The organism is Citrobacter sp. Marseille-Q3906, from assembly GCF_916618775.1.
Taxonomy (GTDB): Bacteria; Pseudomonadota; Gammaproteobacteria; order Enterobacterales; family Enterobacteriaceae; genus Citrobacter; species Citrobacter murliniae.
This window is the reverse complement of sequence record NZ_CAKAKA010000003.1, coordinates 674041-688243: the sequence shown is the minus strand read 5'-3', so window position 1 is coordinate 688243 and position 14203 is coordinate 674041. Positions and strand designations below refer to the sequence as shown.

At 52.4% G+C, this 14203-nt stretch carries 13 protein-coding genes and 1 tRNA gene; 6 read left to right on the top strand and 8 right to left on the bottom strand.

Translation table 11 applies throughout. From position 1 onward, the window contains the following. Nucleotides 1-37: 37 nt before the first annotated feature. The gene (gene mug / locus LG384_RS20685; RefSeq protein ID WP_045447729.1) at nt 38-544 is read right to left on the bottom strand and encodes a G/U mismatch-specific DNA glycosylase; all 507 of its coding nucleotides are present in this window, start codon (nt 542-544) and stop codon (nt 38-40) included. 124 nt (nt 545-668) lie between these two features. Here mug and LG384_RS20680 point away from each other — a divergent pair. Beyond that, nucleotides 669-744: transfer RNA gene (locus LG384_RS20680), tRNA-Ile, on the top strand. A gap of 272 nt (nt 745-1016) precedes the next feature. On the opposite strand, the gene LG384_RS20675 is transcribed toward LG384_RS20680, so the two are convergent. From LG384_RS20675 to LG384_RS20655, 5 genes are all read right to left on the bottom strand, one after another. Next, nucleotides 1017-1316: a DUF1889 family protein gene (locus tag LG384_RS20675; RefSeq protein ID WP_045449790.1), complete on the bottom strand. Its 300-nt coding sequence runs from the start codon at nt 1314-1316 to the stop codon at nt 1017-1019. A gap of 140 nt (nt 1317-1456) precedes the next feature. After that, nucleotides 1457-3265 carry a diol dehydratase reactivase subunit alpha gene (locus LG384_RS20670; RefSeq protein WP_225761444.1) on the bottom strand — a complete coding sequence of 603 codons (1809 nt, stop codon included), beginning with the start codon at nt 3263-3265 and terminating at the stop codon, nt 1457-1459. 10 nt (nt 3266-3275) lie between these two features. After that, the gene (locus tag LG384_RS20665; RefSeq protein WP_045447790.1) at nt 3276-3704 is read right to left on the bottom strand and encodes a glycerol dehydratase small subunit DhaB3; all 429 of its coding nucleotides are present in this window, start codon (nt 3702-3704) and stop codon (nt 3276-3278) included. A 2-nt stretch (nt 3705-3706) separates the two neighbouring features. Then, complete coding sequence (locus tag LG384_RS20660) at nt 3707-4291, bottom strand: propanediol/glycerol family dehydratase medium subunit (RefSeq protein ID WP_048220523.1); 585 nt, start codon at nt 4289-4291, stop codon at nt 3707-3709. A 12-nt stretch (nt 4292-4303) separates the two neighbouring features. Continuing rightward, a complete protein-coding gene (locus tag LG384_RS20655) occupies nt 4304-5971 on the bottom strand; it encodes a propanediol/glycerol family dehydratase large subunit (protein WP_045447796.1) in 1668 nt (555 codons plus the stop codon). 393 nt (nt 5972-6364) lie between these two features. Between LG384_RS20655 and LG384_RS20650 the strand changes: the two genes are divergently transcribed. From LG384_RS20650 to LG384_RS20635, 4 genes are read left to right on the top strand one after another with little or no spacing between them, the layout of a single operon-like run. Further along, entirely contained in the window at nt 6365-6793 is a 429-nt protein-coding gene (locus LG384_RS20650; RefSeq protein ID WP_225761443.1) for a heme-binding protein, read from the top strand. Nucleotides 6794-6815: 22 nt separating this feature from the next. Beyond that, entirely contained in the window at nt 6816-7979 is a 1164-nt protein-coding gene (gene dhaT / locus LG384_RS20645; RefSeq protein WP_225761442.1) for a 1,3-propanediol dehydrogenase, read from the top strand. Nucleotides 7980-7998: 19 nt separating this feature from the next. After that, entirely contained in the window at nt 7999-8352 is a 354-nt protein-coding gene (locus tag LG384_RS20640; RefSeq protein WP_225761441.1) for a glycerol dehydratase reactivase beta/small subunit family protein, read from the top strand. Then, on the top strand, nt 8353-8883 hold the full coding sequence (locus tag LG384_RS20635; protein WP_225761440.1) for a cob(I)yrinic acid a,c-diamide adenosyltransferase: 531 nt from the start codon (nt 8353-8355) through the stop codon (nt 8881-8883). It begins immediately after the preceding gene. On the opposite strand, the gene dhaR is transcribed toward LG384_RS20635, so the two are convergent. Together dhaR and LG384_RS20625 are read right to left on the bottom strand one after the other, a co-directional pair. Beyond that, nucleotides 8861-10786 carry a dihydroxyacetone kinase operon transcriptional regulator DhaR gene (gene dhaR / locus LG384_RS20630; RefSeq protein WP_225761439.1) on the bottom strand — a complete coding sequence of 642 codons (1926 nt, stop codon included), beginning with the start codon at nt 10784-10786 and terminating at the stop codon, nt 8861-8863. The two genes, LG384_RS20635 and dhaR, sit on opposite strands and share 23 nt — an antisense overlap. Before the next feature lie 92 nt (nt 10787-10878). Beyond that, nucleotides 10879-11976: a glycerol dehydrogenase gene (locus tag LG384_RS20625; RefSeq protein WP_225761438.1), complete on the bottom strand. Its 1098-nt coding sequence runs from the start codon at nt 11974-11976 to the stop codon at nt 10879-10881. Nucleotides 11977-12537: 561 nt separating this feature from the next. Here LG384_RS20625 and LG384_RS20620 point away from each other — a divergent pair. Then, nucleotides 12538-14196 (top strand): glycerone kinase, encoded by a 1659-nt coding sequence (locus LG384_RS20620; protein ID WP_045447818.1) that lies wholly within the window; start codon nt 12538-12540, stop codon nt 14194-14196. Nucleotides 14197-14203 lie beyond the last annotated feature (7 nt).

Below are 14203 nucleotides of genomic sequence, written 5' to 3'. Positions count from 1 at the left end.
TATAAGCACAAACGCCACCGCAAGGTGGCGTTTTTCTTTACAGCCCGCGAACAACCAGGGCATCATCTAATTCCCGATACGCTTGCACCAGCTTTTCCAGCGAAATCCGGCTCAACCCGCTGGGGTTTGGCAACACCCAGATCTGCGTACCACCAATCGTGAACGTCTGTTTTCCCCACTGCGCTCCACGCTGGCTGAAACCTTGTTCAAACGCCTGTTTACCCAGAATAGCTAACGCCGAAGGCTGATAGTCTTCAATTTTCTCAATGAGTTTACGGCCACCGCTACGCATTTCCTGTAGTTTCACTTCATTGGCCTGTACCGTCGGTCTGTCGACAAATTTGGTAACACCACAGCGGAAATCCAGCAAATGTTCCGCCTCTTCCGGCTTTAGCTGGCGATCGGTAAATCCCGCCTGATGGATGACTTTCCAGAAGCGGTTTGCAGGATGTGCAAATGGAAACCCTGTCCCCGCCGAAGATAGCCCCGGATTGATGCCGCAAAAAATCACTCGCAGCCCCGGCGCCAGTATGTCCTTAACCATAATCACTCCCAGCAATACATCAATGGACAAGTATAACGGACTGAAAATACATTGTTTATAAAAACAGCATCCGTACGCTTATGGCTGGATTGCAGCACAGAGTTACTTTATAATCCACCGCCACGGCCCCTTAGCTCAGTGGTTAGAGCAGGCGACTCATAATCGCTTGGTCGCTGGTTCAAGTCCAGCAGGGGCCACCAAATTTCAAGGACTTGCGAGCAATCGCAGGTCCTTTTTGTTTTGTGTGCTCTCTGAATATTTGGGCAAGTCCCCAGAGGAGGCGCTAATCAATAACGAAACTGAAATTTGTATACCTGAACAGGTAATGACGATCGGAAAAAACTGGGGGATGTCGATGGAGTCCTGAGCAGTACAGTGATAATCCGTACTCACCAGCATGTTGATAACGCTTTTGGACGCCACCACTCTGAAAGTGGAAACGTCCGGTTAGCGTCTAATTCAAACGATCAGCTCACACTAACGCCTGGAGCTGTTCCTGCATGTAGGCTGTAAAAAACTCAGGATTCTTGATGAGGATACGATTACCGGAGGCAATTTTTTCTGCCCATCCGGCCACTTTTTTCGTGAACTCTGGATTCCATCCCTCTTGTTCACCGCGAGCCATAATATCGGCTGCGCTAGCTGGCACACCTAACTCATTCAAATATTTTAAAATTCCCTTGGCCGTACTTTCATCCATTGAATGTGGTACTGACGCCGATGTGTTCATACCACCAATAAAATCCAATGCTTTCTCAATTGCTGTTGGCATGCTCTTATCCTTAAAATTAACCGCGTAATAAACACTTTTATAATATGAACCCAAGTCAGCCGGGATATCAAAGAGAACGTTACCTTTATTTGATTCATGCCTCAGCCAAACGCTTGCGGTGGCGATTTTCTGCACTATTGTTACGCTTCGTCGGCTAAAACCAGCCCGGTTGCCACCGCATTGCGCGGCCCTTCTGTGCCTCGAATATTGCCCTGACCGGCAACGACGCCGTAATGCGACAGCGCTTCGGTGATCATTTGTGGGATTTCAAAATCCAGCGATGAGCCCCCCACCAGCACCACAAAGGTAATATCGCGGATAGAGCCGCCGGGTGAGACCTGGCGCAACGCGCGCAGGCAATTAGTCACAAAGACCTTATCCTTTGCCTGACGACGCACCAGGCGGATTTTCTCCAGCGACGTCTGGTTATCAATAGGGATAAGTTCACCATCTTTCAGATATACCACTTTGGCGAAAACAGAGGGACTTAGCGGCTCGCGAAAAAACTCCACTGCACCATTCTCGTGACGAATACTGAACAGACTCTCCACTTTCGCCAGCGGGTATTTCTTAATCTCCTCAGCCAGAAAAGGATCGTTCAGCCCCAGCTCCGTTTTAATCAGTAAACTGACCATGTTTCCTGCTCCTGCCAGATGCACCGCCTTAACGACACCATCACCATTAATAATGGCGGCATCGGTAGATCCTGCGCCTAAATCAAGGATCGCCAGTGGTGCTGCACATCCGGGAGTGGTCAACGCCCCAGCTACTGCCATATTGGCCTCCACACCGCCAACTTCAACGGACGTACCCAGTCGCGTACTCAGTTCGCTGGCGATCGCCTGCATCTGTAACCGATCGGATTTCACCATCGCCGCAATGCCAACGGCATTCTCCATCGAATGTTCCCCGGCGATACCGCCCAGGACTTTACGGGGGATAAAGGTATCTGCCGCCAACAGATCCTGGATATGTACTGTGTTCATATCGTGGCCGCTCAACGAGGCCATCACCTTACGCACGCGCTCAAGCATACCGCCCGCGTGCGTACCAGCCTCACCACGAATATCGCGTACAGGAGCACATCCGTTCATCGCCTGCATAATCGCCTGTGCCCCTTGCGACACATCGGCTTCGCCACTGCGCTTTTCTCCGCTGATAAAGATCTTTCCTGCCGGGATCACTCGCGACTGAACATCCCCCTGCGGCGTTTTCAACACCACGGCGGAACGATTGCCAATCAGCGCCCTGGCGATCGGCACGATCGTCTGGGTCTCCTCAGGCGTCAGGCCAAAGAAGGTGGCGATACCGTAGGGATTCGACAGCACCCGAACAACCTGCCCTGCCGCAGCGACTTCCACCGCAGCCAGCACACCTTCCGGTACCTTTTCCAGCAGCGTCACTTCATCGACTACCGGCAATGTTCGGTGTAGGCGATTGTTAACCAGCACGCCATCATCCTTTTTTAGGATCGCCGCCACGACGTTAACACCACGATCCAGTGCCTCATTCAACAACCAGACCGCCTCGAGAAAATCTATCTTTTCACCAACCAACGGGATCCAGCCCTGCGCAAACTGATCTTTGTTTAACAAAGCCAACTTTTCCAGAGCGATAGTGGTACCCATCCCTACCCCAACGCCACCCGGAGTTTGTGGGTTATGGCCAATCATTGTCGATTCTGTAATGATGGTTTCAGTGATCGTTTCCATCGCGACATCGCCAATCACTGGTGCGGCCTCGTTGATGCAAACTTTCACCACATCGCTAAGTGACCATGGCGTTTTATCCAGCGCCTGCTGCAAAGAGGCTATCACCCCGGCGATGTTGTCCCGCGTGCCTTTCATACCCGTCGTGGCGACAATCCCGCTGGCGACAAACCTGCCACGCTGTGCCAGCGCCACTTCTGTCGTGGCGTTGCCGATATCAATCCCCGCAACTAACGACATACTGCCTCCGTTATTGGCTGCCTTTCCGCAGCTTGTTTCTCTGCTGATACACCTCTGCTGACTCACGGATAAAACCGGCATTCACCGTAGCGTGCCAGGTGTGTTCAAGCTCATCAGCAATAGCCAGTAATTCCGTCATTGAAGAGCGAAACGGGCGTAGCGCGTTGTAAATTTCCAGAATACGGGCATCCGGAATGGCAATCAGTTCCGCCGCACGACGGAAATTGCGCGCAACGGCGTGACGCTGCATTTGCTCAGCTATCTGTGCTTGATACTCCAGCGTTTGCTGAGAAATACGCACATCCTGCGATCCCACACGCCCCGCCAACACATTCTCAAGGGTGATGTCAGTTAACGGTTTACCGGTAGGCGTAAGGATTTTCTCCGGACAACGAGTCGCTAACGGATAATCCTGCGCGGTCATGATGTTTTCGCTCATGGTCATTCCCTTACTAATGCAACGTGCAGCGTGACAGGAGAGGCGTCCTGCACCACATGTTTGGTTTCTTTAATATGAAACAGCGCGGCTTTAGCCATAAATTTCGGCCTCACCATCTGATCATTCACCACCGGAACAGGCGAGGGTGACTCTTTACGCGCATAACGCGCAGCGTTCTTGCCGATCTGCCGGTAGGTTTCCAGCGTCAGTAGCGGTGCCTGAGAAAAAAGCTCAAGGTTGCTCAGCGGCAGTAAATCGCGCTGATGAATAACCGTTGTTCCTTTTGACTGGATACCAATACCAATGCCGGAACCGCTAAGGTTCGCCGCATCCCAGGCCATAAACGAAACATCCGAGGTACGCAGGATCCTGACCACCCGCGCATGCAGTCCCTCTTCTTCAATCCCGGCAACCAGCTCTTTCAGGATCGCCTTGTGCGGCATATCAATCAGGGTTTTATGCTGGTATTTATCAAAGGCCGGACCAACGCCAATCACCACCTCATCTGCGCGTTCGTCTGCCTTTGCCGCCTCTCCTTCACTGACCTGCAATGTGAAAACTGGCTTACGTTCAGTTGTGCATTCCACAGGAGTACCGCCTTATTCAATGGAGTTGGGCTGAACCACGCCCGCAATGTTTTTAATTTCCGCCCAGCGTTCAGCGGAAATGCGATAGCCGGTGCCAGGCCCCTGATAATCATTGATATCGTTGACGGCGCTAACCACATCGAACTGACGGTCAAGAATGGCAGATGTTTGCAGGTAATCGCCGGTGACACGCTGTCTCAACATATTGAGAATATTGCTGGCGATATCTTCAAAGCCACTGGCGCTTAATGCACCAACAATATCCAGCCCGGTAATATTGCGCTTCATCATCTCTTCCACCGCTGCCAGATCTTCCACGACATTGCGCGCAGGCATATCTTTGCTGCCGTGGGCATAGGTCGCGGCTTCAACTTCCTCATCACTAATCAGCGGCAGGCCCAGCTCGCGGAATACCGCCTGAATGGCGCGGGCGGCTTTATTACGGATAGCGATGGTTTCCTCTTCAGTGACCGGACGCAGACCACCGTCAACCATCAGATCGCGCTGCAGAATGTTGTAATCATCGAAGTCTTCGGCGTCAAAGTTCGAGCCGGCAAACATATTGTCGTAGTTCGGTACTGCGCTGTAGCCGGAGAAGATAAAGTCGGTGCCGGGTAACATCTGCATCAAGGTGCGCGCGGTGCGACGAATATCGGAGTGCGAGAAGGTCTGGTCATTCGCTGATGCCACTTCAAGGTCGAGCATCGAGGCAATCAGGTTTTCCGCCAGCACCGCGCGGATCCCCGACGGCACCGCGCCGGTCATCCCGATACAACTAACCGCACCGTTTTGCAGCCCCTGAACGCCCGCTCCCTTGGTGATAAAAATGCAGCGCGACTCGAGATAGAGCATTGATTTACTTTCTGAATAACCCATCAGCGCTTCAGATCCAGTACCGGAGGTATAGCGCATTTTCAGTCCGCGAGAAGCATAAGCCGAGGCGAGAAAGGCTTTTGACCATGGGGTATCATCGCCATCGGTAAACACCGACTCAGTCCCGTATACCGATACCGTTTCGGCGTAACTGGTGAATCCACGCATCCCCAGTTCCAGCTCCGTGGCTTCTTCAACAGAACATTGCGTAAGCACGCCAGGGCGACCACACTGTGAGCCAACCAGTAGCGCCAGTGCGTTAAACGGCGCATAGCGAGCGATACCCACTGTCGTTTCCTGTTCGGAAAAGCCACGGATCCCCGCCTCGGCAGCGTCGGCGGCAATCTGGACCGGATTATCTTTCAGGTTGGTGACGTGGCACTGGTTTGAGGGAGTCCGTCTGGCACGCATTTTTTGCAGCGCCATCATCATCTCCACCACGTTCATTTGCGCCATCACTTCCACCGCCTTCGCCGGGGTGATTGCGGTGGTAATCGCAATAATCTCTTCCCGACTGACGTGGATATCCACCAGCATTCTGGCTATGTCCAGCGCATCGAGCTGCATCGCTTGCTCTGTCCGGGAGACATTAATGGCATAGTCGGCAATAAAACGGTCAATCATGTCGAACTGTGCGCGGCTCTTGCCGTCCAGCTCAACAATACGACCATTTTCCACCTTCACCGACGACGCCGGATCGTAGGGGCTTTCCATGGCGATTAGCCCTTCTTCCGGCCATTCGCCAATAAGCCCATCCTGGTTTACAGGCCGCCGGGCAAGGGCTTCGAATCGTTTTGATCTTCTCATAATTTATAGACTCAAAAGATAAAGAATAGAGACGCTGGGCCAGATCGCCGGAGGATTAAATCCCCGGCAATCGCCTTTCATCAGCAATAGCCGAACTTTAAATGAGCAGACCAATAAAAAAATTAAATTAATTTCGTTCCAATTTGGTACGTAATTAAACTTCTCCGTTCCACATTGAAACGGCTATCTGAAATATTCACAGCGAATTGTGACAGGGTTAAATGATCATTATCAACAAATGCCAAAAGCAGTAAATAAACTTAATTTTTTAGAAAACCTCACCCTATTGACTTAATAACACGCAGCGCGAGAATAAAGAAAACCCACTAAAAAAAATAGCTGACGCACAATATTTTTCGCGACCTCAGCCCTACAATCTTGTCAGGAGATAATGTGAATAAGACCCAACCAATCGCCACCATCACACTGGCGGCAGCAAAGAAAATGGCAGCCACAGTCGAGGCGAAAGCGCATGAAATCAACGTTCCGGTGGTCTTTTCTGTTGTTGATCACGGCGGAAATGCGCTGCTGATGCAACGTATGGACGAGGCGTTTATCACCAGTTGTGACATTTCTCTCAATAAAGCGTATACCGCCTGCTGCCTGCGACAAGGTACTCACGAAATTACTGATGCGGTACAGCCTGGTGCTTCTCTATATGGTTTACAGCTAACCAACCAACAGCGAATAGTTATTTTTGGCGGCGGCTTGCCTGTCATATCAAACGGAAAAACAATCGGTGCTGTCGGCGTCAGTGGCGGCACTGTTGAACAGGATATGTTATTAGCCCAAAGCGCACTGAATTGCTTCTCTGAATTATAAATTAAACTTAAGAAGGTATATTATGAGCTATCGTATGTTTGATTACCTGGTGCCAAATGTGAACTTTTTTGGCCCTAATGCTATTTCCGTCGTCGGCGAACGCTGCAAACTACTGGGTGGGAAAAAAGCACTGCTGGTTACTGATAAAGGCCTGCGGGCAATTAAAGACGGTGCGGTAGATAAAACCCTCAGCCATCTGCGTGAAGCAGGTATTGAGGTAGTGGTTTTTGATGGCGTCGAGCCGAATCCTAAAGACACCAACGTACGTGATGGCCTGGCAGTTTTTCGTAAAGAGCAGTGCGATATTATCGTCACCGTCGGTGGCGGTAGCCCGCACGACTGCGGTAAAGGCATTGGCATCGCCGCCACTCATGAAGGCGATCTCTACAGCTATGCCGGAATTGAAACACTGACCAACCCGCTGCCTCCAATCGTTGCGGTCAATACCACCGCCGGTACCGCCAGCGAAGTGACCCGCCACTGCGTGCTGACTAACACCAAAACAAAAGTGAAATTCGTTATTGTCAGCTGGCGCAACCTGCCGTCTGTCTCTATTAATGATCCACTGCTGATGCTCGGAAAGCCTGCACCACTCACCGCCGCCACCGGGATGGATGCATTGACTCACGCCGTTGAGGCGTATATTTCAAAAGATGCCAACCCGGTCACCGATGCCGCTGCTATCCAGGCGATTCGCCTGATCGCCCGTAATTTACGTCAGGCCGTCGCGCTGGGCAGCAACCTGAAAGCCCGCGAAAATATGGCCTATGCCTCTCTGCTGGCGGGTATGGCCTTTAACAACGCCAACCTCGGCTACGTGCATGCCATGGCACACCAGCTAGGTGGCCTGTATGACATGCCGCACGGCGTGGCAAATGCTGTTCTGCTGCCACACGTGGCGCGTTATAACCTGATTGCCAACCCGGAAAAATTCGCTGATATCGCCGGTTTTATGGGCGAGAACACAGATGGCCTGTCCACCATGGACGCCGCTGAACTGGCGATTCATGCGATTGCCCGCCTCTCTGCCGATATCGGGATTCCGCAGAATCTGCGCGAGCTTGGCGTAAAAGAAGAAGATTTCCCGTATATGGCGGAAATGGCGCTGAAAGACGGCAACGCGTTCTCGAACCCGCGTAAAGGGAATGAGAAAGAGGTTGCCGAAATCTTCCGCCAGGCGTTCTGACTGAAAAAGGGGGGACGCAATGTCACTTTCATCTCCAGGTGTGCATCTTTTTTATCACTCGCGCTGGCAGGATACTCGCGTGCTTGATGAGCTGTGCTGGGGACTGGAAGAGCAAGGCGTCCCCTGCAAGGCCATCAGTTACGACGAGAATGAGAGCGCGTTGGCGCTCAGCAAACGGGCAGCAAAAAGCTCGGCGCTGCGCGTTGGTCTCGGCCTCAGCGTGACGGGGGATATTGCCTTAACCCATGCCCAGTTACCCGAGGGTCGGGCGCTGGTCTGTGGGCATATCGCTGCCGGAATCGAACAGGTTCGCACCCTTGGCGCCAACGCCGGTCAACTGGTCAAAGTTCTTCCCTTCAGTGAGATAACATAAATGTATCGCATCTATACCCGAACCGGCGATAAGGGCACTACCGCGTTGTTTGGCGGCAGTCGTATCGACAAAGATGATATCCGCGTTAATGCCTACGGCACCGTAGATGAGCTGATTTCCCAGCTTGGCGTCTGCTACGCTACGACCCGGCAAACAGAGCTACAGCAGGATCTACACGCCATCCAGAAAACACTGTTTGTGCTGGGCGCCGAGCTAGCCAGTGATGAAAAAGGTCTTTCCCGTTTAAAACAGACCATTGGCGAAGGGGATATTCAGACACTGGAGCAACTGATTGACCGCAATATGGCGCAAAGTGGCCCGCTTAAAGAGTTTGTGACTCCAGGGAGAAATCTGGCATCTGCGCAATTGCACGTTGCGCGAACGCTGACACGACGACTGGAGCGTATTCTCACAGCAATGGACAGAACAATTGCCGTACGCGGAGAGCTTAAGCGTTACATCAATCGCTTATCGGATGCACTCTTCTCAATGGCCAGAATTGAAGAAACTACTCCAGATGTTTGCGTTTAAACTGGCTGGCATCGATGTCGTACTGTTTCATCTTGCGCCACAGCGTGGTACGCCCAATGTTCAGCAGTTGCGACATCTCCTGCACACGCCCACTGGTAACACGAGCAGCGTGGATGATCGCCTCTTTTTCGATGGCGGTAAACGTCAGGCTGGCAGGAAGCAGCGACGATGCGGCCTCCAGACCTGGACGTTCGGCAAACAGATAATCAGGCAGATTGCTCAGGCGAATATGGCCGTTATCGCTGCTGATGGCGATATTCTCGATAATGCTGTTTAGCTCGAAGTCATTGCCCGGCCACGAATAAGCTACCAGTTGTGCCAGCGCGTCGTCGTCCAGTTTCAGACAGGATGAAAAGCGTTTCTTCAGGCTGTTAAGGCGCGTATGAATCAGTGCCGGAATACTGTTACGCCGCGCCCGCAGCGGTGGAATAACAATCTCAAAGGAGTGTAGTGCGTAATACAGCTGGCGGCTAAAGCGGTTTTGCTCCACCAGATTAGCAAGATCTACCGTGGTAGTGGCGATCACTTTCACATCAACCGGGATCAACCGACGGGCATCGAGGCGAGTCAACACCCCCTGCTTGATCACCTGTAACAGAGCAGATTGTAGCTCCGGCGCCAGATACTCAATTTTTTCCAGAAACAGCGTGCCACCGTTCGCCAGTTCGAGGCGACTCAGTCGACCATTTTCATCATCGGTTGGTGCACTGCCCGTAAAGTCCTGCCCCAGTACGCTGTTGGCATACAACTGGCAGTTCACGGCAATATAAGGGCCGCTGGCACGTTCGCTTTCATTGTGAATGGCCTGACTGAGAAGCTCTTTACCCACCCCCTCTTCACCGCACAACAGGATCGGGAAACTTCCCCTGGCCGCCTGGCGACCAAAATGAATCAAACGCCGGGTTTCCGGATCATCCGTCGACATCTGTTCAAAAGTATGGCTAACCTTGCCCAGTTGACTGGTCATCAATTGACGCATTTGCTCAACCGGATGCAATAGCAAAATAAAGCTGTTGCCCTGTTCTTCTACAATCGGCTTCAGAGTAATGACCGCATCAACAAACTGATGCTGACTCTCAAAGGTGACTTCGACGTGATTCAGGCCGCGGGCATGTTTAATCGCACGACGCAGCAGGGTGGGTAAATTGACCAGGTCATTAATGTTTTTCCCCTGGCTGGCTTGGGCATCCAGATGCAACAGCATGGCGGCGCGTGCATTGAGAAACTGCAGTACGCCCTGCTCGTTCCAGGCCATCACGCCATCATCCATACTCTCCAGCAATCCGTACATCTGATTGAGATGTCGGTTAGATTCGGCTAACAGGCTGTCGGTCAGCAAAGAATTACCGACTTCCCTGGCAATCGCCAGCGTCAGCGATAAATCAGAAATGGATTCATGCTCCACCAGGCAGCAAAGCGAAATCGAGCCAAACAGTCGCCCGTGGTTATCAAACACCGGCGTTGAGCAAAATGACCACGGATGTAGCGCCTGTTTAAAGTGCTGATCCCCGCTGGTTTTTGTCGGTTGTCCTGGCATTGTCGCCAGCGACAATGCACAGCTGCCAATGATGCTCTCAGCACAGTAGCTACCATCCAGAAACCCAAGTTCCGCCAGTTGTTCTACCGTCTGTGGATCGCCGCAACGGCTGAGAATACAGGCAGACTCATCCAGAATAAGCAGCGCGCAGGGACGTCCGTCCATAAACTCCCAGGCATCTTCCAGCGCAGCCTGGCCTATCGTCAGCAGCGCGGTCTTGCGTCGACAAATCGACTCAAAAGTCAGTCCCTGCGCCTGATGCGGCGCCTGCCACGTTTCCCGCTGCATAAACTTGCTGCAACGATGCCATGACTGGGCGATGACCGAAGAGACTTCCTTCCCGATGTCCTGAGTGTGCGCCGTCATATCCATTTCCGCTGTTTTACCATAGACAACCCCTCCGGCAGAGACTGTCAGAGGGGAGAAAAGATGCCGGAAAGAGGCTTACCGACGCCTGATTAACGTGCCAGCCACTGCTGCCCCAGCAGGTCCGCCGTCAGAATAGCGGCATGAACACTTTCTGGTGTCACCGGGAACGGCATATTGTGAATGGTTTCACCTTCCGCACAGGTCGCTTTGGCAACGGCATGAATCTTGTCGTCGATGCCTTCTTTTACGCCCATTTGCGCCAGCGTGATCGGCAGGCCAACTTTCTGGCAGAAATCCAGCACGGTTTCTATCTCTTCCATTGGGCTATTTTGCAGGACCAGTTGTGCCAGCGTACCAAACGCAACTTTTTCACCATGGTACAAATGGTGGCACTCTTCCAGAATCGTGAAGCCGTTATGGATCGCATGTGCGCCCGCGAGACCGCTGCTTTCAAAGCCGATGCCGCTGAGATAAGTATTCGCTTCCACGATACGCTCCAGTGCATCCGTCACCACGCCAGCCTGCGCTGCGCAGCGTGCCTTTTCGCCTTCTGCCAGCAACGTATCATAGCACAGGCGTGCCAGGCTCAGTGCCGCCGCCGTGGACTGCCCGCCCGCCATGCTGGTCGCTCTGGCATCGTAACAGGCTTTCGCTTCAAACCAGGTTGAAAGCGCATCGCCCATTCCGGCAACCAGCAGACGCACCGGCGCCCTGGCGATAATCGCCGTATCCATCACCACCATATCCGGGTTTTTCGGGTAGATCAGATACTCTTCAAACTCACCGGCTTCAGTATAGATAACGGACAGCGCACTGGTTGGTGCATCAGTAGAGGCAATAGTCGGAATCACCACCACCGGCAGCTTCTGGTAATAGCCAATCGCTTTGGCTGTATCCAGCGTTTTCCCGCCGCCAATCCCCACAACGCCACGGCAGCCATGTTGTTTCAAAATGGCAATCAGACGATTAATTTCCACATGGCTGCATTCACCATTAAAGCGTTCCGCATGACAGCTAATGTCGTGGCTGTGCAGGCCGTTGAGCACTTTCTCCCCCGCCAGCTTCATCACGAAGTCATCTGCAATCACGAAAAAGCTGTCCGCCAGATTTTTAGCGTATTGACCAAATAAGATAGAAGCGTCAGGACCCTGGAGATATTTGGCTGGAGATTGAATAACTTTTAGCATTCCTTTCATCCTCAAATAAGTACATGTTTTTACATGATGAGCCCTGGCGTTCACCTGTTTAGCCTGATGTAGATAGCAAAACGAAGGGGTACCGGAGCGATGCAATAACTGTATGGCGAGGCGTGAACAAAAAAATCTTTCGTCTTTTTGTTCTGATATGAAACAGATAAAAATGACTGACGTTCCATATTGGAACGATTAGCCCTGAAATTAATAAGGTTTGCGATCCCGATCCGCTCATTTAGCGCCGATGCCGCGCGGGTAACTAAAATCAGGTTTTGTGTTTCCTCCCCACCACCGTCGTAACCATCCGAAAATAGCATCCTGCAACGTATTACCCTCTCTAATACAAAGAGAAAAAAGTTGTTCGGGTTCGCATTGTGTAATTTTTTCGCACAATTACGTACCATTTCGGAACAAAAAAGAACATTCACGTTCCGTAATGAAACTCATTTTGCATGTGTTTTTTTCCGCACTGACTCAGCCAAAATCTCTCCATCGCCTCCGCACCATGTCAATGCATCCGGGGGTTTGTTTTACTCTTAATCTCCAGGAGCCGTTATGTCTCAATTCTTTTTTAATCAGCGCAACCATCTCGTAAACGACGTTATCGACGGTACGATCATCTCCAGCCCGTGGAACAACCTGGCACGTCTGGAGAGCGATCCAGCCATTCGTATCGTGGTACGTCGCGACCTCAATAAAAATAACGTGGCAGTGATCTCCGGCGGTGGCTCAGGGCACGAACCCGCTCATGTCGGGTTTATCGGCAAGGGCATGTTAACCGCAGCTGTCTGTGGCGACGTATTTGCTTCGCCAAGCGTGGATGCGGTACTGACAGCCATTCAGGCGGTAACCGGTGACGCAGGTTGCCTGTTGATCGTTAAGAATTACACTGGCGACCGTCTTAACTTTGGTCTTGCGGCAGAGAAAGCCCGTCGGCTTGGCTATAACGTCGAGATGCTGATCGTCGGTGATGACATTTCGCTGCCGGATAACAAACATCCTCGCGGTATCGCCGGGACTATTCTGGTACATAAAATTGCCGGCTATTTTGCCGAGCGCGGCTATAACCTCGCCACCGTCCTGCGTGAAGCGCAATATGCGGCAAACAACACCTTCAGCCTTGGTGTTGCGCTCTCCAGTTGTCATCTGCCGCAGGAAACCGAGACTGCACCACGTCATCATTCGGGGCATGCAGAACTGGGAATGGGTATTCACGGTGAGCCGGGCGCATCCGTGATCTCCACCCAAAACAGTGCGCAGATTGTCAATCTGATGGTAGATAAGCTGATTGCCGTGCTGCCTGAAACCGGTCGCCTGGCAGTGATGATTAATAACCTCGGCGGCGTGTCGATTGCGGAAATGGCTATTCTGACCCACGAACTGGCAACCAGCCCACTGCACTCGCGCATCGACTGGCTGATTGGCCCTGCCTCGCTGGTCACAGCTCTGGATATGAAAGGCTTTTCGCTGACGGCCATCGTGCTGGAAGAGAGCATCGAAAAAGCGCTGTTAACCGAGGTGGAAACCACCAGTTGGCCAACCCCCGTACCACCACGTGAAATCACTACCGTGCCATCATCTCAGCGCAGTGCACGCGTGGAATTCCAGCCTTCAGAGAACGCGCTGGTAGCCGGAATCATTGAACAGGTCACCGGGACGCTTTCCGGCCTGGAAGCACATCTCAACGCGCTGGATGCCAAAGTGGGTGATGGTGATACCGGTTCAACCTTTGCGGCAGGCGCACGTGAAATTGCCGACCAGCTACAGCGTAAGCAACTACCGCTTGCTGATCTGGCCACGCTGTTCGCGTTGATTGGGGAGCGTCTGACTGTGGTTATGGGAGGTTCCAGCGGCGTGCTGATGTCCATCTTCTTTACCGCAGCCGGGCAGAAACTGGAACAAGGTGCTGAGGTTGCCGAAGCGCTGAATACGGGTCTGGCTCAGATGAAGTTTTACGGTGGCGCGGATGAAGGCGATCGCACGATGATTGATGCGTTGCAGCCCGCACTAACCTCTCTGTTGGCACAACCGCAAAACCTGCAAGCTGCTTTTGAGGCTGCACAAGCTGGCGCAGAACGCACTTGTCTGTCGAGCAAAGCCAACGCGGGTCGCGCGTCTTACCTCAATAGCGAAAGCCTGCTCGGTAATATGGACCCCGGCGCACATGCTGTCGCGATGGTGTTTAAAGCGCTGGCAGAGAATGCTCTCAAATAGTCCTTCA

Coding starts and splice junctions, on each gene's coding strand:
- LG384_RS20635 (WP_225761440.1), top strand. CDS start 8,353: ATGTATCGCATCTATACCCGAACCGGCGATAAGGGCACTACCGCGTTG.
- mug (WP_045447729.1), bottom strand. CDS start 544: ATGGTTAAGGACATACTGGCGCCGGGGCTGCGAGTGATTTTTTGCGGC.
- LG384_RS20655 (WP_045447796.1), bottom strand. CDS start 5,971: ATGAGAAGATCAAAACGATTCGAAGCCCTTGCCCGGCGGCCTGTAAAC.
- LG384_RS20620 (WP_045447818.1), top strand. CDS start 12,538: ATGTCTCAATTCTTTTTTAATCAGCGCAACCATCTCGTAAACGACGTT.
- dhaR (WP_225761439.1), bottom strand. CDS start 10,786: ATGACGGCGCACACTCAGGACATCGGGAAGGAAGTCTCTTCGGTCATC.
- LG384_RS20665 (WP_045447790.1), bottom strand. CDS start 3,704: ATGAGCGAAAACATCATGACCGCGCAGGATTATCCGTTAGCGACTCGT.
- dhaT (WP_225761442.1), top strand. CDS start 6,816: ATGAGCTATCGTATGTTTGATTACCTGGTGCCAAATGTGAACTTTTTT.
- LG384_RS20625 (WP_225761438.1), bottom strand. CDS start 11,976: ATGCTAAAAGTTATTCAATCTCCAGCCAAATATCTCCAGGGTCCTGAC.
- LG384_RS20640 (WP_225761441.1), top strand. CDS start 7,999: ATGTCACTTTCATCTCCAGGTGTGCATCTTTTTTATCACTCGCGCTGG.
- LG384_RS20675 (WP_045449790.1), bottom strand. CDS start 1,316: ATGCCAACAGCAATTGAGAAAGCATTGGATTTTATTGGTGGTATGAAC.
- LG384_RS20670 (WP_225761444.1), bottom strand. CDS start 3,265: ATGTCGTTAGTTGCGGGGATTGATATCGGCAACGCCACGACAGAAGTG.